General features: G+C 73.4%; 15 protein-coding genes. 6 read left to right on the top strand and 9 right to left on the bottom strand.

Annotated features, from left to right (window positions below):
* The first annotated feature begins 54 nt into the window (after positions 1 to 54).
* Both CRP39_RS17975 and CRP39_RS17970 read left to right on the top strand, forming a co-directional pair.
* On the top strand, positions 55 to 1,224 hold the full coding sequence (locus CRP39_RS17975; protein ID WP_097207744.1) for a Gfo/Idh/MocA family protein: 1,170 nt from the start codon (positions 55 to 57) through the stop codon (positions 1,222 to 1,224).
* A 136-nt stretch (positions 1,225 to 1,360) separates the two neighbouring features.
* A complete protein-coding gene (locus CRP39_RS17970; RefSeq protein ID WP_097207743.1) occupies positions 1,361 to 2,368 on the top strand; it encodes a sugar phosphate isomerase/epimerase family protein in 1,008 nt (335 codons plus the stop codon).
* Between the two features lie 99 nt (positions 2,369 to 2,467).
* Here CRP39_RS17970 and CRP39_RS17965 read toward each other — a convergent pair whose 3' ends face one another.
* The 3 genes from CRP39_RS17965 to CRP39_RS17955 all read right to left on the bottom strand — a co-directional run bounded on the left by CRP39_RS17965 (position 2,468) and on the right by CRP39_RS17955 (position 4,342).
* Complete coding sequence (locus CRP39_RS17965; protein WP_245853965.1) at positions 2,468 to 2,929, bottom strand: cupredoxin domain-containing protein; 462 nt, start codon at positions 2,927 to 2,929, stop codon at positions 2,468 to 2,470.
* A gap of 100 nt (positions 2,930 to 3,029) precedes the next feature.
* Positions 3,030 to 3,992 carry an alpha/beta hydrolase family protein gene (locus tag CRP39_RS17960; protein WP_216359798.1) on the bottom strand — a complete coding sequence of 321 codons (963 nt, stop codon included), beginning with the start codon at positions 3,990 to 3,992 and terminating at the stop codon, positions 3,030 to 3,032.
* Between the two features lie 2 nt (positions 3,993 to 3,994).
* Positions 3,995 to 4,342: a hypothetical protein gene (locus CRP39_RS17955; RefSeq protein WP_097207864.1), complete on the bottom strand. Its 348-nt coding sequence runs from the start codon at positions 4,340 to 4,342 to the stop codon at positions 3,995 to 3,997.
* Between the two features lie 54 nt (positions 4,343 to 4,396).
* Between CRP39_RS17955 and CRP39_RS17950 the strand changes: the two genes are divergently transcribed.
* Positions 4,397 to 4,927: a helix-turn-helix domain-containing protein gene (locus CRP39_RS17950; RefSeq protein ID WP_097207741.1), complete on the top strand. Its 531-nt coding sequence runs from the start codon at positions 4,397 to 4,399 to the stop codon at positions 4,925 to 4,927.
* Positions 4,928 to 4,966: 39 nt separating this feature from the next.
* On the opposite strand, the gene CRP39_RS17945 is transcribed toward CRP39_RS17950, so the two are convergent.
* The 3 genes from CRP39_RS17945 to CRP39_RS17935 all read right to left on the bottom strand — a co-directional run bounded on the left by CRP39_RS17945 (position 4,967) and on the right by CRP39_RS17935 (position 8,474).
* Complete coding sequence (locus CRP39_RS17945; protein ID WP_097207740.1) at positions 4,967 to 5,467, bottom strand: hypothetical protein; 501 nt, start codon at positions 5,465 to 5,467, stop codon at positions 4,967 to 4,969.
* 110 nt (positions 5,468 to 5,577) lie between these two features.
* Complete coding sequence (locus CRP39_RS17940) at positions 5,578 to 7,179, bottom strand: DEAD/DEAH box helicase (protein WP_216359797.1); 1,602 nt, start codon at positions 7,177 to 7,179, stop codon at positions 5,578 to 5,580.
* Positions 7,180 to 7,403: 224 nt separating this feature from the next.
* Positions 7,404 to 8,474, bottom strand: coding sequence for a GlxA family transcriptional regulator (locus CRP39_RS17935; protein ID WP_097207862.1), 1,071 nt, complete (start codon positions 8,472 to 8,474; stop codon positions 7,404 to 7,406).
* A gap of 72 nt (positions 8,475 to 8,546) precedes the next feature.
* Between CRP39_RS17935 and CRP39_RS17930 the strand changes: the two genes are divergently transcribed.
* Positions 8,547 to 9,881 (top strand): MFS transporter, encoded by a 1,335-nt coding sequence (locus CRP39_RS17930; RefSeq protein WP_245853949.1) that lies wholly within the window; start codon positions 8,547 to 8,549, stop codon positions 9,879 to 9,881.
* Between the two features lie 53 nt (positions 9,882 to 9,934).
* Here the strand turns inward: CRP39_RS17930 and CRP39_RS17925 are convergent, their stop codons facing one another.
* Together CRP39_RS17925 and CRP39_RS17920 are read right to left on the bottom strand one after the other, a co-directional pair.
* Positions 9,935 to 10,279: a nuclear transport factor 2 family protein gene (locus CRP39_RS17925; protein ID WP_097207738.1), complete on the bottom strand. Its 345-nt coding sequence runs from the start codon at positions 10,277 to 10,279 to the stop codon at positions 9,935 to 9,937.
* A 161-nt stretch (positions 10,280 to 10,440) separates the two neighbouring features.
* The gene (locus tag CRP39_RS17920) at positions 10,441 to 11,952 is read right to left on the bottom strand and encodes an aldehyde dehydrogenase family protein (protein ID WP_097207737.1); all 1,512 of its coding nucleotides are present in this window, start codon (positions 11,950 to 11,952) and stop codon (positions 10,441 to 10,443) included.
* Positions 11,953 to 12,072: 120 nt separating this feature from the next.
* On the opposite strand from CRP39_RS17920, the gene CRP39_RS17915 reads away from it, so the two are divergent.
* Both CRP39_RS17915 and CRP39_RS17910 read left to right on the top strand, forming a co-directional pair.
* On the top strand, positions 12,073 to 14,631 hold the full coding sequence (locus CRP39_RS17915; protein WP_216359796.1) for an AAA family ATPase: 2,559 nt from the start codon (positions 12,073 to 12,075) through the stop codon (positions 14,629 to 14,631).
* Positions 14,628 to 15,965 (top strand): McrC family protein, encoded by a 1,338-nt coding sequence (locus CRP39_RS17910; protein WP_172442505.1) that lies wholly within the window; start codon positions 14,628 to 14,630, stop codon positions 15,963 to 15,965. Before CRP39_RS17915 ends, CRP39_RS17910 begins: the two co-directional genes overlap by 4 nt.
* Before the next feature lie 42 nt (positions 15,966 to 16,007).
* Here the strand turns inward: CRP39_RS17910 and CRP39_RS17905 are convergent, their stop codons facing one another.
* The gene (locus CRP39_RS17905; protein WP_097207735.1) at positions 16,008 to 17,618 is read right to left on the bottom strand and encodes an AMP-binding protein; all 1,611 of its coding nucleotides are present in this window, start codon (positions 17,616 to 17,618) and stop codon (positions 16,008 to 16,010) included.
* Between the last annotated feature and the right edge of the window lie 59 nt (positions 17,619 to 17,677).

Below are 17,677 nucleotides of genomic sequence, written 5' to 3'. Positions count from 1 at the left end.
GCCGGGTGGGCACCGAGCCCACCCGGCGGCTCCGCTCACCCGAGGAGCCTCCGGATGACCCCCACCCTCGGCGTCGGCCTCATCGGCTACGCCTTCATGGGCGCCGCGCACTCGCAGGCCTGGCGCACCGCCCCCCACTTCTTCGACCTGCCGCTCCACCCGGAGCTCTCCGTGCTGGCCGGCCGGGACCCCGCGCGCGTCGCCGCGGCCGCCGAGCGGCTCGGCTGGGCCGCCACCGAGACCGACTGGCGCCGGGTGCTGGAGCGGGCGGACGTCGACCTCGTCGACGTCTGCACCCCCGGCGACACGCACGCCGAGATCGCGATCGCCGCCCTCGAGGCCGGCAAGCACGTCCTCTGCGAGAAGCCGCTGGCCAACACCGTGGCCGAGGCCGAGGCGATGGCCGAGGCGGCCGCCCGCGCCGCCCAGCGCGGCGTGCGGTCGATGGTCGGCTTCACCTACCGGCGGGTTCCGGCGATCGGGCTGGCCAGGCAGCTGGTGGCCGAGGGCCGGCTCGGGCAGATCCGGCACGTCCGCGCGCAGTACCTGCAGGACTGGATCGCCGACCCCGCCGCGCCGATGTCCTGGCGGCTGGAGAAGGACAAGGCCGGCTCCGGAGCGCTGGGGGACATCGGCGCGCACGTCGTCGACCTGACCCAGTACATCACCGGCGAGAAGGTCACCGGCGTGAGCGCGCTGCTGGAGACCTTCGTCAAGGAGCGGCCGCTGCCGGCGGCCGCCGGATCGCTCACCGGCGTCGCCGGCGAGGGGATGGGCACGGTCACCGTCGACGACGCGGCGCTCTTCCTCGGCCGGTTCAGCGGCGGGGCCCTGGCCAGCTTCGAGGCCACCCGGTTCGCCCTCGGCCGCAAGAACGCCATCCGGATCGAGGTCAACGGGTCGGCCGGCAGCCTGGCCTTCGACTTCGAGGACATGAACGTCCTGGAGTTCTTCGACGGCACCGAGCCCGCCGAGGTCGCCGGCTTCCGCCGCATCCTCGTCACCGAGCCCGGCCACCCCTACGTCGGCGCGTGGTGGCCGGCCGGGCACGGCCTGGGCTACGAGCACGCCTTCACCCACCAGGTCGTCGACCTGGTCACCGCCATCGCGAAGGGGGAGGACCCGACGCCGTCCTTCGCCGACGGGCTGCAGGTGCAGCGGGTGCTCGACGGGGTCGAGCGCAGCGCCGCCGCGGGCTCCGCCTGGACCGAGATCGCCCAGTGAAGAAGGACCTCGTCCTCCCCGCCACTCGTGCGAGGACCCCCTGCCCCCCACGGCTCGCGAGCTCCCCGCGGGGCCCTGCAGGGGGCCGGGGGCCCGGGACGAGGCCGCCCGAGACCCCTGATGGAGGAGACACCTGATGCCCCGCCCTGTCACCCTGTTCACCGGCCAGTGGGCCGACCTGCCGTTCGAGGAGATGTGCCGGCTGGCCTCCGGCTGGGGCTACGACGGCCTGGAGATCGCCTGCTGGGGCGACCACCTCGACGTCGAGCGCGCCGCGAACGACGACTCCTACGTGCAGGAGCGCCTCGACATCCTGGAGCGGCACGGACTGCAGGTCTTCGCCATCTCCAACCACCTCAACGGCCAGGCCGTCTGTGACGACCCGATCGACGAGCGGCACCGCGGCATGGTCCACCCGCGCGTGTGGGGCGACGGCGACCCCGAGGGCGTGCGGCAGCGGGCGGCCGAGGAGATGAAGACGACCGCCCGCGCGGCGGCCCGCCTGGGTGTGAAGACGGTCGTCGGGTTCACCGGGTCCAAGATCTGGAAGACCGTGGCGATGTTCCCGCCGGTGCCCGAGTCGATGATCGAGGACGGCTACCGCGACTTCGCCGACCGCTGGAACCCGGTCCTCGACGTCTTCGACGAGGTCGGCGTCCGGTTCGCGCACGAGGTGCACCCGTCGGAGATCGCCTACGACTACTGGACGACGGTCCGCACGATGGAGGCCATCGGGCACCGCGAGGCCTTCGGGCTGAACTGGGACCCGTCGCACTTCGTGTGGCAGGACCTCGACCCGGTCAGCTTCATCTGGGACTTCAAGGACCGGATCTACCACGTCGACTGCAAGGACGCGAAGAAGCAGGTCGGCAACGGCCGCAACGGCCGGATGGGCTCCCACCTGCCCTGGGCCGACCCGCGACGCGGCTGGGACTTCGTCTCCACCGGCCACGGCGACGTCCCGTGGGAGGCGTGCTTCCGGATGCTCAACACCATCGGCTACGACGGGCCGATCTCGGTGGAGTGGGAGGACGCCGGCATGGACCGGCTGGTCGGGGCTCCGGAGGCAATGGAGTTCGTGCGGCGACTGGCGTTCGACCCGCCGGCGGCCGCGTTCGACGCGGCGTTCGCCAGCGGGAACTGAACGTCCGGGAGACGGACGGCGAGCGGGGGAACCGCCGTCCGTCCCCGGACCCTGACCTCCGGCCCGGCCGACGGGGGCGGCCGGGCCGGAGGCGGTCTGTCAGGCGGTGACCGTCACCGCCGTCTCCATGCCGTTGGCCCGGTGCTGGCCGACGCCGCAGTAGAAGGAGTAGTCGCCCTCCTCCAGGGTCACCTCGATGGTCTCCGAGGCGCCCGGCTCGAGGACCTGCGTGCCGGCGACGTCCGCGCCGTCCCGCTCGACGATGAAGTCGTGCGGCATGGTGCCGGTGTTGGTCACCTCGAAGGTGTACGTGCCGGCGGAGTAGGAGTCCTCCGACAGCTCGAAGTCGAAGTCGACCGCGGTCACCGTCACCGCCTCGGTCTCAGCCGGTGCCGAGGACCCCGGCGAGGCGGGGGCGCTGGAGCCGGTGTCGGCGGCGCTGCTGCTCGTGCTGTCGGTCGCGGTCGGGGTCTCGGTGCCGCCGTCGTCCCCGCCGCAGGCGGTGAGTCCGAGGCCGACGGCGAGCACGAGGGTGGCGGCGCGACGGCCGGAGCCGGTCATCAGGGGCACGGTGGTCTCCTCGGGGCCGGTGGCCCCGCTCCTTCGGCGGGGACCGCTGTGCCGGAGATGCTGCAACTTTGAAGGACCTGCGGGAACTCTCTCACAGGGGGTTCACAGGTGGCGCGGAGTCGGCCGTGACCCCGAGCGTCCGGGAGCACCAGTCCACGACGGTGCGCAGCACCTCCGGGTCGACGGGGGAGCGCAGCTCGGCGTGGTAGGCCCGCAGTGACGCCGGGCCCGCCTGTCGGCGCAGTGTGTGGGTCAGGTCGGGCACCCGGTGCACCTCCACAGGGCCGGGCACCGTCGCCGCGATGGCGTCGAGGTCGCCGGCCGGCACCTGGAGGTCCTTCTCCCCGGTCAACGCGAGGACCGGCAGGTGCAGCCGGGCGAGGTCGCCGCGCGGGTCGTGGGCGAGGAACTCGCGGTGCCAGCGGGCGTTGACGCGGGCGCCGCCGATCCGGGCGACGTCGGTCGTCGTCGCCTTGATGCGTGCGTGGTTGGCGGCCACCTTCGCCTCGAGGTCGATGCGGAACAGCCGCAGCAGCGCGCGGACCGGAGCGGGCAGCGTCGGCCCGATCTGGCGGGCCTGCCACCGCAGCAGCTGCTCGCCGGGGGTGGCGCTCATCGACAGCAGGACGACGCCCGCGATGCCGTTCCCCGCCCGCCCGCCGCGCGCCGCCAGCGCGGCGGCCAGCAGCGCTCCCTCGCTGTGGCCGGCGAGCGCGATGCGGGCCGGGTCGACCTCCGGCCGGGCGGCGAGGGTGTCGTGGGCCCGGCCCAGGTCGTCGACGTTGTCGGACAGGCCGGCCGCGCGCCAGTCGCCGGGGCTCGCGCCGACGCCGCGCTTGTCGTAGCGCAGCGAGGCGATCCCCGCGGCGGCGAGGGTGTGCGCCAGCTGCCGGGTGACGTCGAAGCGCATCCGCCGGTGGTTGGAGTCCCGGTCGATGGGGCCGGAGCCGGCGGCCAGCAGCACCGCCGGCAGGGGGGTGGGGGAGGCGTCGGGCAGGGTGAGTGTGCCGGCCAGCGGGGGCTCACCGGGGACCCGGAGCTCGAGTTCCCGCACGGTCAGCGCCCTGCGGTGAGCGCGTCGGCGAGCGTGGCGGCGTCGTCGGCTCCGACCAGCAGCGTGTCGAACCGCTGCCCGGTCAGTCGCACCCGCACGGCCGGCTGGCCGCGGCGCACGGACACCATCGACTTCTCGCCCCGCCGCCGCCACGTGCCGATCGCGCGGACACCGGGGAGGCCGAGGCCGGGGGCACGGATGCCGCGGACGGCGGTCAGCCCGTCGGGCACGACGTCCACCGACTCGACGGCGGAGCGGGGCACGTCGAGGTCGCGGAGCAGGCCGAGGAGCTTCTCGCCGCGGGTGAGGGTGAGGGTGAAGGTCTGCGGAGACGTCGTCACGGTTGCCATGGGGCTATCGTTATCAACGGCGAGACCAATGTCAAACATGAGAACGGTGAGCCCATGCCGACCGCGGACCTCCTTCTCCACCCCGTGCGGCTGCGCGTCGTCCAGGCGTTCCTCGGTGACCGCACCCTGACCACGAGCGAGGTGCGCGGGCTGCTGCCGGACGTCCCCGCGGCGACGCTGTACCGACATGTGGGCGTGCTCGCCGACGCCGGCGTCCTGGAGGTGGTGGGAGAGCGGAAGGTGCGCGGCGCCGCGGAGCGCAGCTACCGGCTGGTGACCGAGGCGGTCTCCGTGGACGCCGAGGCGGCCGCGCGGATGACCCCGGAGGACCACCGCCGCGCGTTCGCGACCTTCGTGGCGGCGCTGCTGGCCGACTTCGACCGGTATACCGGCGGGGCGGGGAGCCGGCCGCTCGACCTGGCCGCCGACGGGGTCGGCTACCGGCAGGTGGCGCTGTGGCTGAGTGACGAGGAGTTCGGGCAGCTGGTCGCCGACCTGCGCGCCGTCCTCGCCGCGCGCGTGGGACTGGAGCCCGACGGCGCGCGGCGTCGCCGGATCGTCAGCCAGGTGTTCCTGCCCGGGTGACCGGCGGGGGCGGCCGGCGTCCGCCGCCCCCGCGCAGGGTCACTCGGCGCGACGTGCGGCCCTGGTGGCCTTCCTGTTGGCCCTGGACAGCGTCTTGGCGGCCTTGCGCACGCGGCGCGGTTCCCGGTCGATCGTGCCGCGGGTCAGCAGGCCGACGCCGATGCCGAGCAGCCAGACGTCCTTGGCGACGGCCAGGCCCTCCTGGGTGGGGGCCAGGCTACCGGGCTTCCGCATGCCCGGTGTGTTCAGGTAGAGCCCCAGCAGGCCACCGGAGAACGCGGTGAGCGCGGCACCGGCGACCGCCGTGGGCACGAACGGCGCCAGCAGCAGGCCCCCGATCGCGATCTCGCTGTAGGCGAGCCCCGTGGCGAACTGCTGCGGGGGGATGTTCTTCAGGAACGGGTAGGTGCCCGACGCGAACCCGTGCAGGCCGGCCGCGGTCCCCTCGTCGGCACCGCGCTTGCCCAGGCCGCTGTTGAGGATGAAGGCGCCGGCCGAGAGGCGAGGGCCGATCTCGGACAGGGTGATGGGCAGACGCATGGTGCACCTCGCTGATCAGGGCGGACGGGGATCGGCTCCACTGTGGCCGACCTCCGCCGTCCCCACCACCTCGGGGCCCGGCCGTTCCGGGCCGCCCCCGAGGGAACGCGTCAGCGCCCGCCGCGGCGGCCGCGGCCGCTGAAGCCGGCGGCCGAGTGCGACCCGGCGCGGGCAGCGAGCTCGGCGCGGGTGCGCGCCGGGCCGGCCGGGCGGCCGGAGCCGCCGCGGCTCCCGGTGGACGCCGCACCCGAGGTCGTGATGCGCACCCCGGTGCTCGCGGCACCGGCGCTCCCGCCGCCCCGGCGACGTCGGCCACCGCCCTGACCCTGAGGCTGCGGAGCCGGCGCGGGGGCGGGCTCGACGTAGGGGGCGGCCGGCCCGGTCAGCGCCACGACCTCGCGCGCTCCCGGCTTGATGGCCGACACCTCGGGGGTGATCCCGGCCTGGCGGGCCAGCGTGCGCACCTCGCCGGCCTGGTCGGGCGTGGCGATGGTGACGACCGTGCCCCCGGCCCCCGCACGCGCGGTGCGGCCGGAGCGGTGCAGGTAGGCCTTGTGCTCGGCCGGCGGGTCGACGTGCACGACCAGCGAGACGTCGTCGACGTGGATGCCGCGCGCGGCGATGTCGGTCGCGCACAGCACCCGGGTCTCCCCGCTGCTGAAGGCCTCGAGGTTGCGCTCGCGGGCGTTCTGGCTGAGGTTGCCGTGCAGGTCGACGGCGGGCACGCCGGCCGCGGTGAGCTGCTTGGCCAGCTTCTTGGCCTGGTGCTTGGTGCGGGTGAACAGCACGCTGCGGCCCAGGCCGGAGGCCAGCTCCTTGACGACCTGCGCCTTGTCGGCCGCGTCCACCCGGAACACGTGGTGGGTCATCGTCGACACCGGCGCGACGGCGGGGTCCACCGAGTGCGTCGTCGGGTTGGACAGGTAGCGCTTGACCAGGACGTCGACGCCGTTGTCCAGGGTGGCGGAGAACAGCAGCCGCTGGCCGACCTTCGGGGTGCGGTCCAGCAGGCGCTTGACGCCGGGGAGGAAGCCGAGGTCGGCCATGTGGTCGGCCTCGTCGAGGATGGTGACCTCGACGGCCCCGAGGTCGGCGTGGCCCTGGCCGATGAGGTCCTCGAGCCGGCCGGGGCAGGCGATGAGCACGTCGATGCCACCGGCCAGTGCCTGTACCTGCGGGTTCTGGCCGACGCCACCGAAGACCGTCGTCGCCTTCATGCCCAGGGCGCGGGCCAGCGGGTCGACGACGGCGGCGACCTGGTTGGCCAGCTCGCGGGTCGGCACGAGGACGAGCGCCCGCGGCCGCCTGGGCTGCCGCTTGCTGCTGGAGGCGGCCAACCGGGCGACCAGCGGGAGGCTGAAGGCCAGGGTCTTGCCCGAGCCGGTGCGGCCCCGGCCCAGGACGTCGCGCCCGGCGAGGGTGTCCGGCAGCGTCGCCACCTGGATCGGGAAGGGGGCGGTGATGCCGCTGGCGGTGAGCACCTCGACCAGCGGGGCGGGCACGCCGAGCTCGGCGAAGGTGGTGTCGGTGGGGAGCACGGTGGCGTCGTCCCCGGCGGGGACGACGGCGGCGGGCACCGGGTCCGGCTGGGGGCGGGTTCGCGCACCGGCCGGCTGCGCGCCGGCCGGGCGGCCCCGGCCGCGGCTGCCGCGGCGGCGGGAGCGCGGTGCGGCGGTGTCGGCGGTGGGCGTGGCGGGGTCGTGCGAGGTCATCTGGGTGTCCTGACGCTCGGTGTGGCTCTCCGCGCGACCCGGCGACCGCGAGCTCCGGCGCACCTGCGCAGGCAGGGCGGGCTCACGTCGTCAGCGGGACGTCGGACAACCGGGCGCGCCTGGGTGGCGCAGCCTCGGCCCGACGTCGAGTCCTGCAGCTCCGGATGAGCGGAGGGCGGCGCCGGTACGTCGTACTCAACCAGACGCGGACGGTGTTTGTGCCCTCACCCCTGGGAGTGTCCGGTCACACCGTTGCCGCGGTAGGCGCGCCGGTAGGTGCCGGGGGCGACGCCGATGCTGGCCCGCAGGTGCTGCCGCAGCGAGGCCGGGGTGCCGAACCCGGCGTCGACGGCGACCCGGTCGATGGGGGCGTCGGTCGACTCGAGCAGCTGCCGGGCCAGGGCCAGCCGCTGCCCGGCCAGCCAGCGCAGCGGTGACAGTCCGGTCTCCTCGCGGAACCTGCGGGTGAAGGTGCGCACGCTCATCCGCGCGTGCGCGGCGAGGTCGGCGAGGGTGAGCGGGGTGGCCAGCCGGTCGGCGGCCCAGGCGCGGGTCGCCGCGGTGCCGCTCTCGCCGGTCTCCGGCAGCGCGCGCTCGACGAACTGCGACTGGCCGCCCTCCCGCCACGGGGCGACGACGTTGCGCCGGGCGGCCCGGTTGGCCACCTCGCTGCCGTGGTCGCGGCGGACCAGGTGCAGCAGCAGGTCGATGCCGGCCGCGTTGCCGGCGGAGGTGAGCACGTCGCCGTCGTCGACGAAGAGCACGCCGGGGTCCAGGCGCACGGCGGGGAAGAGGCGCCGGAACGCCGGGGCGTGCATCCAGTGCGTGGTGGCCGGCCGGTCGTCGAGCAGCCCGGCGGCGGCCAGGACGAAGGCGCCGGTGCAGATCGACAGCAGCCGGGCGTGCCCGGCGGCCGCCCGCAACGCCTCGGCGAGTTCGGCCGGCAGTGTCCCGTCGGTCATCGCCGGCCCGCCGTACACGCCGGGGACGACGACGGTGCCGGCCTCGGCCAGGAGTGAGACGTCGTGCTGCGGCAGGACGTCGAAGCCGGCCGAGGTGCGCACGGGGCCGCCGTCGAGGGTGGCCACCCGCACGCGGTAGAAGCGGTGGTCGTCGGCGTCGACGGCGGACTCGAGCAGCCGGTGGGGCAGGCCCAGCTCGAAGGCGATGGTGTTCGGCAGGGCGAGGACGGCGACCTCGTGACGCGGGCCCGGCGTCGTGCTGGCCGGACCCGGGCCACTGGTGCTGGCCGGACCCGGGCCACTGGTGATCGCCGGACCCGGGCCACCTGTCATGGCCGGATCGTTGCACATGTTGGCCTCCGGGCCACTGTCGACCGTGCGCGGCCGTCGGTCATGCTCGTCACCGTGACGACGACCGACCCTTCCCGCGCCGCCACCCGCTACCGCATCCACCCCGCGTGGTGGGTCGCCGCCGTGACCTTCTTGGCGCTGGTCGGCGCCGCGGCGTTCCGGGCGGTGCCGGGCGTGCTCATCGACCCGCTGCGCGCGGAGTTCGGCTGGTCGGTGTCGACCATCTCGGCCGCGGTCGCGGTGAACATGGCGCTGTACGGGCTGACCGCCCCGTTCGCCGCGGCGCTGATGGAGCGGTTCGGCATCCGCCGGGTGGTGGTGGGGGCGCTGCTGCTGACCGCCACCGGCAGCGGCCTGACGGTGTTCATGACGGCGAGCTGGCAGCTGGTCCTGCTGTGGGGCTTCCTCGTGGGCCTGGGCACCGGCTCGATGGCGCTGTCCCTGGTCGCGACGGTGACCGGCCGCTGGTTCGTCGCCCGCCGCGGGCTGGTGTCCGGGATCCTCACCGCCGGCGGCGCGACCGGTCAGCTGGTGTTCCTGCCGCTGGTGGCCTGGGCGGACCAGAACTGGGGCTGGCGCTCGGCGTCCCTGGGGACCACGGCCGCCGCGCTCGCCGTCGTCCCCCTGGTGGTGTGGCTGCTGCGCGACCGGCCGAGCGACCTCGGCGTCGCGCCCTACGGCGGGACGCCGGCCGACGAGGTGCCGCCGGTGCGGACCGGCGCGGCGCGCACGGCGGTGCGCGGCCTGACCGAGGCGGTGCGCTCGCGGCCGTTCTGGCTGCTCGCCGGCGGGTTCTTCATCTGCGGGCTGTCGACCAACGGGCTGGTGCAGCCGCACTTCATCCCCGCCGCCCACGACCACGGCATGCCGGTGACGACCGCGGCCGGGCTGCTGGCCGTCGTCGGCGTCTTCGACATCGCCGGGACGGTGTTCTCCGGCTGGCTCACCGACCGCGTCGACCCGCGGGTGCTGCTGCTGGCCTACTACGGGCTGCGTGGCTTCTCGCTGTTCCTGCTGCCGCCCCTCTTCGGGCCGGACCTGCACGTCAGCATGATCGCCTTCATCGTGTTCTACGGCCTGGACTGGGTGGCGACCGTGCCGCCGACGCTGGCGCTGTGCCGCGAGCACTTCGGAGCACGTGCGCCGGTGGTGTTCGGCTGGGTGTTCGCCTCCCACCAGGTCGGGTCGGCGTTCGCCGCGTATGGCGGTGGCGTGATCCGGGACGTGACCGGCTCCTACGACCTGGCCTGGTTCGCTGCCGGGGCGCTGTGCCTGCTGGCCGCGGTCCTGTCGATCTCGATCCGCCGCGCCCGCCCGGCGCCGGACGGTGAGGACGTCGGGCTGCCGCCGTCGCCGACGCAGGCCGCGGCCGGTCAGGCGCACGGCTGAGGCCACCCTTCCGGCCGCGCGATGATCAAGTCTCCTGACCCCGGCGGGCGCCGTCAGGGGGTTCGTTCGAGGGTGAGGCGCACGGTCTGCACCCGGATCGAGTTCCCGCTGAAGACGAAGGTGTCCACACCCTCGGCGCGGGCCTTCTCGGCGACCGCCGTCCACTCGACGAACAGGACGTCACCCTCGTAGACCTGGGTGGGCGCCGTCCACTGCGCGTCGGGCAGGTCGCCGAGCAGGGAGGTGAAGACCTGACGGATGCCGTCCCGGCCACGGGTCACGCCGTCCGGGGTGATGAGCACGGCGTCCTCGGCGTAGTCGGCGACGACCGCGTCGACGTCGCCGGCACCGATCGCGGTCACGTGGCTCTGGAAGATCTCCTGTGGGGTGCGGGCCATGGTTCCTCCTCGTCGCGGTTCCCCGTCGGGGGCGCCGAGCATCCTCCGCGGGCCTGGCGGCGCACAGCCCTTCCACTGCCCGGCTCTCGAGCCGGAGGTCAGGTGGCGCCGGCCGGCCTCGGGTCGCCGGTCAGCCGCGCCCACGACGTCGACGAGTTCACTCACCGGTGGCGACCGTGGACCAGTCCCATGACCCGCGCCAGGGTGTCCGCGGCGGCGGCCGGCCGCCGGAAGCTCATCAGGTCCACCGGCAACGGCAGGCGCTGGCGGGTGATCGCCTTGGCCCGGGTGAACTCCTTGAGCCCGTCCGCGCCGTGGATGCGGCCGAAGCCGCTCTCGCCCACGCCGCCGAAGGGCAGCGCCGGCACCGAGGCGAAGGTGAGCACCGAGTTCACCGACGTCATCCCGGTGCGCATCCGGCGGGCGAGGTCCATGGCGCGCGCCCTCGACCGGGAGAACACCGCGCCGGCCAGGCCGTGGGCGTTGGCGTTGGTGCGCTCCAGCGCCTCCTCGGCGTCGCGCACGCGGGTGATGGTGATCGTGGGTCCGAAGGTCTCCTCGCACACCGCGGCGGAGGTCTCGGGGACGTCGAGCAGGACGGTCGGTGTGACGTACCGGCCGTCCACGGTCCCGCCGGTGAGCACCCGTCCGCCCGCGGCGACGGCGTCGGCCACGTGCCGCCGCACCACGTCGGCCTGGGTGGGCATGGTCATCGGCCCGTAGGCGGCGGCGTCGTCCGAGCCCGGGCGCAGGTCCCGCACCTGCGCCTCCACCTGGGCGACGAACGCGTCGTACACGCGCTCGGTGGCGTAGACCCGCTCGATGCCGATGCAGGTCTGCCCGGCGTTGCTCATCGCGCCCCACACGGCGGCGTCCGCGGCGGCGGCCACGTCGGCGTCGTCGTCGACGATCATCGCGTCCTTGCCGCCGAGCTCCATGAGCACCGGGGTGAGGGTCTCGGCGCAGGCGGCCATGACCCTGCGGCCGGTGGGCGCGGAGCCGGTGAAGGCGAGCTTGCCGACCCCGGCCCGGCACAGCGCGGCCCCGGTCTCGCCGAACCCCGTGACCACCTGCACGACGTCGGCGACGTCCGGGACGGCCGCCCGCCACGCGGCGGCCAGCCAGGACCCGACGGCGGGGGTGTGCTCCGACGGCTTGAAGACGACCGCGTTGCCGGCGGCCAGCGCGTAGGCGATCGAGCCCATCGGGGTGAACACCGGGTAGTTCCACGGGCCGATGACCCCGACCACCCCGACCGGCTGGTACTCCACCGAGGCGGCGTGGTTGGCCGCCAGCAGACCGGGGCTGACCCGGCGCGGCCCGAGCACCTTCCGCGCGTGCGCGCCGGCCCAGGCCAGGTGGTCGACGGCGAGGGTGATCTCGAGGAGGGCGTCGGCGCGCGGCTTGCCGTTCTCCCGGTGCACCAGGTCGGCCAGCTCGTGCATCCTCCGGGCCAGGTGGCCGCGGTAGGCGGCCAGCCGTCGCCGGCGGCCGTCGAAGCCGAGGGCGGCCCACCGCGCGGCGGCCGTGCGGGCCCGCTCTACCGCGGCGCCCACCGCGGCGACGTCGTGGACGGGGAAGACGTCGACGACCGCACCCGTGGCGGGGTCGGTCGACTCGAACGTCGGGGCGGGCGGCGCGGGGTCGGCGTCCAGTGGCTGCGCGAGCGACATGGGAACGCAGGCTACCCACGGGTAACGCGGTCAGTCCTCGTTCAGCCCGCGTCCCCGGAGCGGCCGGCATCCGGTCATGACAGCCTGAGATGCAACCGACCTGTCGCCGTGAGGAGTTGCGTGTCCCTGGAGCGCTCGGCTGTGGAACTGGACCGGACCGTCCTCGAGTCGATCGAGTCGGCACTGCGGACCTGGGACCCGACTGAAAGCGGTCGTCTCGGGGAGACCGAGCAGCTCCGTGAGGACTTCACTCGTCGGTTCCACCTCGAGGCGTGGCCCACGCTCCCGATCGAGTCCTACGCCCTTGGACAGCAGACGCCGGGCGGAACCGTGTGCTGGTGGATGGAGTTCCACACCCGCTCGATCGCCAGCATGAGCGGTGGATCGTCCTACAAGCACCTGATCTTCCTGCGTTCCAGTGACCGACAGTGGCGGTTCCCTCGTGAGTACGACTCCGTGGGTGAGGCTTGGGAGGCGGTGCGCTCCGGCTTCGTGGAGGCCTTCCGACTGGCGTCCGCGGACCGCTTCGACGAGATCGATGACATCAGGGCACTGCGTGGAGCGCCGGCGCTGCTCTCGAAGTTGCTGTTCGTCTACTTCCCGGCGGAGCTGCTCCCCGTCTGCTCCAAGACCCACGTCGACCACTTCCTGAGGAGACTGGGCCAGCCGGCCTCCAATTGGTCGGCCATCCAGGCCAACCGGCAGCTCCTCGGCGTCCTCCGGGCAGTGCCTCAACTGCGTGGGCGGAGCACTCAGGAACTGGGTTTCTTCCTATACCACTGGGCCGATCCTCGGGCGGCCGTTGACGTCGTGAAGATCGCGCCGGGGGAGCGGGGCACGTACTGGCAGGAGTGCCTCGACGGCGGCTACATCTGCGTGGGCTGGGACGATGTCGGCGATCTGGCGCAGTACGAGTCCAAGGAAGCCTTCCGCGCCGCCTTCCGGGAGCACTACTCGTACGGCGGGAACGAGGCACAGGTGTCTCGCAAGTCGAACGAGCTGTGGACCCTGGTGCAGCTCCAGCCCGGCGACAAGGTCGTCGCCAACCGCGGCGTGTCCGAGGTCCTGGCCATCGGCACGGTGACCGAAGAGGGCTACTCGTGGCGGAAGGAGCGGCCGGAGTACCGGCACACGGTCGCCGTGGACTGGGACACGTCCTTTGCGCGGACCATCGAGCCAGTTCGCGGCTGGGCCACGACGACAGTGTCCAAGGTGTCCGCCGATCTGTTGCGACGGATCACCGCGGCGTCGCCCATCGCCGGCCCGAAGGCGGTGGCGGTCGACCCCCTGTACGTCGAGCTCGAGCAGGCGCTGCGCCGGCGGGGCCAGGTGGTCCTCTACGGGCCTCCGGGAACCGGTAAGACCTACACGGCCCGGCGAGCAGCGGTCTGGCTCCTGGAGGGAGGAACGGGTAGCGCAGCAGCGGAGGCAGTCCTCGTCGACGAGGCCCGCATGGCCGCTCGCGAGCGAGAGCTCGCGTCTGGCTCGCGTCCGGACCGGCAGGTCTGGGTCATGGTGGCCAACCCGGCACACGAGTGGTCCTGGAGCCGTCTGTTCGACGACGGAGTCGTGGAGTTCAGTGTGGGGCGGTTGAAGCGCAACTTCCCGCGAGTGCGAGCCGGAGACCTCGTCGTCGGCTACGAATCCACGCCGACCAAGGCGGTCGTGGCACTCGCCCGGGTGACCACCGAGTACGACCCGGACGCGCCGTGTGAGGCCGCCATCGCGCTGGAACCGGTCACCAGGATCGCCAGCGGACTCACCTACGAGGAGCTGCAGTCCGATCCGGTTCTCTCGGCGAGTGAGCCGGCGCGCTTCCGCTGCCAGGGCACGTTGTTCGAACTCACGCCCGTCGAGGCCGAGCGACTCCTCGGCCTGCTGGGGGAGCGTGACCCAGCGGTGGCGGTGCATGCCGGAGGAGGGGCGCGGCGACTGACCCGGGTGACCTTCCACCCCTCGTACGCGTACGAGGACTTCGTTGAGGGGTTCCGCCCTCGGGAATCGTCCGTGGCCGGCGCCCTGGACCTGACGCTGACCGACGGGATCTTCAAGGAGGTGTGCAGTACGGCGGCGGCGGACCCGTCCCGGCCCCACGTCCTCCTGATCGATGAGATCAACCGCGGCAACATCCCCAAGGTGTTCGGTGAGCTCATCACGCTCATCGAGAAGGACAAGCGGGGGCTGCCCGTCCGCCTGCCTCAGAGCGGTCAGGACTTCGCCGTCCCATCGAACCTCCACATCATCGGAACCATGAACACTGCCGACCGGAGCATTCATCTCCTCGACACGGCGCTGCGCCGGCGCTTCGCGTTCATCGAGCTGCTCCCCGACGCACAACTCCTCTCGGGTTCCACGGCGGGTGCGCTGGCGCTCGACCTGTTCCTCGAGAACCTGAACGAGCGTGTGAGGTCACGCCTCGGGCGCGAGAAGCAGGTCGGCCACGCACTGTTCTTCGACGGCCCCTCGGTGGTCGACAGCGCCGAGCAGTTCGCCGCGATCTTCAGGCACGAACTCCTGCCGCTCCTGCAGGAGTACCTCTACGAGGACTACGACGAGCTCGGGACAGTCCTGGGCTCGGTGATCGACGTGGCGGCACAGACGCCGTCGGCCGTCGTCGACGACCCCGAGGAGCTATGTGCTGCTCTGGCAGCGCACTTCAGCGCCCACGCCTCCGCATGACCGCGGCTGTGGTGCTCGAGTTGAGCGAGTACCAACGGGTCCTCGTCGGTCAGCAACCACGTCCCACCGACGCCGACCTGCGCCTGGCTGAACGCCTGACGCGCGGGGGAGAGCAGTCGGCTCGCCTCGACGTGCGCTGGCTGGCCAACGGCTCCGTCGAGGTCACGGCAAGCTCGTGGGTCGGCGTCGTTCGGTTCTCGTGTCTTGAGGTCGTCGTGGCACCCAAGCTCGCCGGGGGCACCCTCCGTGTCCTACGGATGTTCGAGTACGCACTGGGCATCCGGATGCTCAAGCGTCTGCCGACCGAGCGGACTCTCGCCCTCGACGGTTTGGACCTGTTGGACCTGCTCTGTCTGCTCCTGACCGAGGAGGCCGGTGCTCTGGTCAGGGACGGCTTGCTGCGGGACTACCAGGTGACGGATGGGGACCTGCCGGTCCTCCGGGGGCGGCTTCGCTACCGGGACCAGTACCTACGCCGCGCCGGCCGGGTGGACCGGCTGGAGTGCCACTTCGACGACTACCACGGTGACACCCCCGACAACCAACTGGTCGCTGCTGGGTTGTCCCTCGCGCGGCGACGAGCGAAGGACGCGGACATCCGCGCTGCCGCCTCCCGGCTCGGCAGCATCTACGCCGAGGTGTGCGAGCCCACGACGGTCGACGCTGGGTGGTTCGAACAGCGGATCCGTTACGACCGTCGGAATGCCCGGTACCGCCCGGCGCACGAACTCGCCAAGCTCGTCCTCCGCGGGCTGGCCTTCGACGACGCGACTACGCGGTCCAGCGTCAGCGTCGGGGCCTTCCTCGTCGACATGAACCGGGTCTTCGAGCGTTTCGTGATGCGGCTGGTCGATGAGGCATTGGCGAAGAGCAGCGCGTTGGCGGTCCTCCCGCGGCGGCGCTTTCCTGCGCTGATCCGCGACGAGGGAACCGGACGGACCTACACCGCGATCGAGCCGGACCTGATCGTGGAGGACCGGGCCAGCGGTCAGCGGGTTCCGGTCGACGTGAAGTACAAGCTGTACGAGGCGCGGAGGATCGCGGTCAGCGACATCTACCAGACCTTCTTGTACGCCTTTACGGTCGGATCGGCGGCCGAGGGGCGACGCGCCGGGATCGTCTTCCCCGCAGAGAGCTCGGTCCTGGGCCCGGCGCTCTCCATCGGGCCGACGAGCGGGCCGAGGGCAGCGACGATCGCCACGGCCGGCCTAGATGTGCCGGCGGCTCTGGACGCGCTGACTGGCGCTGGGCGTGAGGCCCTCATGGCGCAGGTGCGGGCTCTCGTCGAGCAGCTGACCGGCTTCCCGACATCGGTGGACGCGACCGTCGGCTGAGCCAGGGCTTGCGCCGTCACGTGCCGTCGCCCCAGAGCTGGGTCAGTCCTCGCCGCGCGCCACTCGCCCGGCCCAGCGCAGGTCGGCCTTGCCGGCGGGGGAGCGGTGCACCTCGTCGACGAAGACCACCTCCCGCGGCCGCTTGTAGTCGGCCAGCTCCGCCCCCACGGCGGCGCGCAGCTCCTCGACCGACAGCTCCCCGCCCGGCTCGAGCGCCACCACGGCGGTGATCCGCTGGCCGAAGCGCTCGTCGGGGACGCCCACGACGATCGCGTCCCGGACGGCGGGGTGGCGCAGGATGACCTGCTCCACCTCCTCCGGCTGCACCTTCTCGCCGCCGGTGTTCACCACCCGGCTGCCGCGGCCCTGGAAGACCAGCGAGCCGTCGCCCTCCAGGGTCGCCAGGTCGCCGGGCACGGAGTACCGGACGCCGTCGACGACGCGGAAGGTGCCGGTGCTGGCCGCGGTGTCGCCGGAGTAGTGGACCTCGGGCGGTGCCGGTGCGGCCAGCACCCCCACCTGACCGGAGCCGGGGACCACGTCGCGGCCGGAGTCGTCGAGCAGCCGGGCTCCGGGCGCGAAGACGAACCGCGACGTCGGGGTCACCTCGCCGCGGCGGGTCAGCGACATGGCGTAGGGACCGCCCTCGGAGGCCACGACGACGTCGGTGATGTCGACGTCGGCGTGCCGCAGCAGGGCCGCCTTGTTCTCGGCGCTGAACACCGCACCGACCGAGACCACGCGGCGCAGGCTGGACAGGTCGTACGGGCGCCCGGCGTCGGCGGCCGCGTCGAGGGCGGTGACCAGGGGCCTGGCGAAGACGTCGCCGACGAGGACGACGTCGGTGACCCGGTGCCGCGCGACGGCCGCCGCCAGCTCGTCCGGGTCGAAGGACCGCGACGCGGGGAAGATGATGCGGCCGCCGGCCACCAGCGTGCCCAGGGTCGTGTAGATCCCGGTGCCGTGCATCAGCGGCGTCGGCGTGTACGTGACCAGCCGGTCGGGCTCGGCGCGCGACTCGCGGGCGCGCCGGGCCAGCTCCTCGAGCGTCGTGGGCGCCGGGATGCCGAACTTCGCGAACCCGTTCGGCACGCAGCTGACGGAGAAGACGGTGGACTGCCGGGTCAGCACGCCCTTGGGCAGGCCGGTCGTCCCGCCGGTGTAGAGCAGCCAGTCGCCATCGGGCAGGACGGTGCGCGGCAGCGGGGCGGCGCCGGCGAGCAGCCGCTCGAGCTCCTCGCCCACCGGCTCGGCGCCCTCGGCGGCCGGGCCGATCCGGACCAGCGCGCCGACGCCGGTCGCCGCCTCGGCGACCACGGCCGCCATCGACCCGTCGAAGACCAGGGCGGCCGCGCCGGCGTCGGTGAGCACGTGCGCCAGCTCCGCGGCGCGGTAGCGGTAGTTGACGTTGAACGGGACGGCGCCGAGCTTGCAGGCGGCGAGGACCGCCTCGACGTACTCCGGGCTGCTCCACAGGGCGACGCCGACCCGGTCGCCGGCGGTCACGCCGCGGGCGACCAGCGCGGCGGCGAGCCGGGCGGCGCGGTCGTCGAGTTCGGCCCACGTCCGGACCCGGTCGCCCTGCACGACGGCGGCCGCATCCCCCAGCTCGTCGGCCACGGTCTCGAGGACAGCCGCCAGATTCTCCTCCACGAGAGGCAGACTACTGGCGATCGTCACGATCCTGCGTATGTTGTTTTTCCACCGTCGTG

Origin of the sequence: Geodermatophilus sabuli (assembly GCF_900215145.1) — a bacterium.
GTDB classification, from domain to species: Bacteria; Actinomycetota; Actinomycetes; order Mycobacteriales; family Geodermatophilaceae; genus Geodermatophilus; species Geodermatophilus sabuli.
This window is presented reverse-complemented; position numbering and strand designations above follow the sequence as displayed.

Bases quoted from the DNA above. Each gene is read 5' to 3' on its own strand.
- CRP39_RS17975 (WP_097207744.1), top strand. From the start codon at position 55: ATGACCCCCACCCTCGGCGTCGGCCTCATCGGCTACGCCTTCATGGGC.
- CRP39_RS17970 (WP_097207743.1), top strand. From the start codon at position 1,361: ATGCCCCGCCCTGTCACCCTGTTCACCGGCCAGTGGGCCGACCTGCCG.
- CRP39_RS17965 (WP_245853965.1), bottom strand. From the start codon at position 2,929: ATGACCGGCTCCGGCCGTCGCGCCGCCACCCTCGTGCTCGCCGTCGGC.
- CRP39_RS17955 (WP_097207864.1), bottom strand. From the start codon at position 4,342: ATGGCAACCGTGACGACGTCTCCGCAGACCTTCACCCTCACCCTCACC.
- CRP39_RS17950 (WP_097207741.1), top strand. From the start codon at position 4,397: ATGCCGACCGCGGACCTCCTTCTCCACCCCGTGCGGCTGCGCGTCGTC.
- CRP39_RS17945 (WP_097207740.1), bottom strand. From the start codon at position 5,467: ATGCGTCTGCCCATCACCCTGTCCGAGATCGGCCCTCGCCTCTCGGCC.
- CRP39_RS17940 (WP_216359797.1), bottom strand. From the start codon at position 7,179: ATGACCTCGCACGACCCCGCCACGCCCACCGCCGACACCGCCGCACCG.
- CRP39_RS17935 (WP_097207862.1), bottom strand. From the start codon at position 8,474: ATGACAGGTGGCCCGGGTCCGGCGATCACCAGTGGCCCGGGTCCGGCC.
- CRP39_RS17925 (WP_097207738.1), bottom strand. From the start codon at position 10,279: ATGGCCCGCACCCCACAGGAGATCTTCCAGAGCCACGTGACCGCGATC.
- CRP39_RS17920 (WP_097207737.1), bottom strand. From the start codon at position 11,952: ATGTCGCTCGCGCAGCCACTGGACGCCGACCCCGCGCCGCCCGCCCCG.
- CRP39_RS17910 (WP_172442505.1), top strand. From the start codon at position 14,628: ATGACCGCGGCTGTGGTGCTCGAGTTGAGCGAGTACCAACGGGTCCTC.